We start from the raw sequence: 1,626 nt of genomic DNA, 5'->3' as shown, positions 1-1,626 counted from the left end.
ATCATAACCATTCTGTAGTAGCATTCGATGTGAACAACGAAGCCGTACAGAAAGTATCAGAAAAGGGAGCAGAAGGCGCTTCTTCCATTAAAGAATTAGTGAGCAAATTAGAAAAACCACGCATTGCTTGGGTCATGGTTCCGGCTGGAGAGCTCACAGAAAAAGTAATTTCTGAGCTCCAAGAACTGCTTGAAGAAGGAGATATGATTATTGAAGGCGGTAATTCCAAGTATAAAGATTCTGTACGACGTGCTGCAGCTTCTGCTGAAAAAGGAATTCACTACTTTGATGTTGGAACAAGCGGCGGAATGGAAGGTGCCCGAAACGGTGCTTGTATGATGATTGGGGGAGATAAAGAAGCATTTGCTACAATCGAACCTATTTTCCGCGACATTAACGTAGAAAACGGCTATCTCTATTCAGGTGTAGCAGGAAGCGGCCACTTCTTGAAAATGGTTCATAACGGAATTGAGTACGGCATGATGCAAGCAATTGCTGAAGGTTTCGATGTGTTAGAGAAAAGTGAATTTGACTATGACTATGAAGCTGTAGCCCGCGTATGGAATAATGGCTCTGTTATTCGCTCATGGTTAATCGAATTAATGGAACGTGCATTTTCAAAAGATGCAAAACTTGACAGTATTAAAGGAGTTATGCATTCTTCCGGTGAAGGAAAATGGACGGTTGAATCCGCTCTAGATTTACAAGTGCCAACGCCAGTTATTGCTCTATCGTTAATGATGCGCTATCGCTCACTTGAAGACGATACGTTTACAGGTAAAGTAGTTGCCGCTCTTCGCAATGAGTTCGGCGGACATGCAGTAGAAAAACAATAAAAAAAGAGGCTGGAACAAACGTATTTTAGACGAATCGAAAAATGAACCATTGATCAACATGTTTGATTAGTGGTTCATTTTTTTGTTATGGTGAATAATTTCGTCAGTGTAGATCTTTCTAGCAGTTCAACTCATGTATTCCATTTGTTCGTCTTTAGATTGAATTCATTTAGTTATATCCCACCCTCTTTTTTATGACTATTTACCTTTTTTTGAAAAAATATCTAAAAATTATGGTAAATTATTTCGGGAACCGATATATTTAAATATGTGTGCCGCATTTTAGCTAAAGGAAGGACGGGGTATATGGAAACGTTTAAAAAACTAAAAGATTTTTATTTACCGTACCGAATGTACTTTTTTTATTCTGCTATTTGCTTGTTGTTTGTAACCTCCATCACTGTGATTTACCCTATTGTGCTGCAATATACGATTGATCATATTGTGTTAGGAAAACAATATCAGCTAGTCGATAATGTAGCATTTATTTTTATTGGGCTAATGATTGTCAAAGGAATCTTTACATATATTCAGCAATATTACGGCGACTTATTTGGAATTAAGTCCGTGTATACTCTTCGCAACAAACTTTACCGCAAACTTCAGTATTTACCGTTTTCTTACTATGACAATGCTAAAACAGGGGACTTGATGTCCAGGTTGACAGCTGATGTAGAAGGATTTCGTTTTTTTCTATCTTTTGGCTTCTCAGAATTAATTCGCTTCGTTATTTTACTTACTGCCAGCTTTTCCGTTATGTTCTATTACTCTATTTCACTAACTCTTGTCA

At 37.5% G+C, this 1,626-nt stretch carries 2 protein-coding genes; both read left to right on the top strand.

Annotated elements, in window-relative coordinates; genetic code table 11:
* Positions 1 to 836 (top strand): phosphogluconate dehydrogenase (NAD(+)-dependent, decarboxylating) (gnd, locus tag AC1DRF_RS26870; protein ID WP_477742173.1); only part of this gene is annotated, 836 nt, incomplete at its 5' end.
* Positions 837 to 1,142: 306 nt separating this feature from the next.
* Positions 1,143 to 1,626, top strand: a 484-nt coding sequence (locus tag AC1DRF_RS26865) for an ABC transporter transmembrane domain-containing protein (RefSeq protein ID WP_477742172.1), incomplete at its 3' end; no start/stop codon positions are given.

It is taken from the genome of Priestia sp. P5_B4 (assembly GCF_056400385.1).
This window is presented reverse-complemented; position numbering and strand designations above follow the sequence as displayed.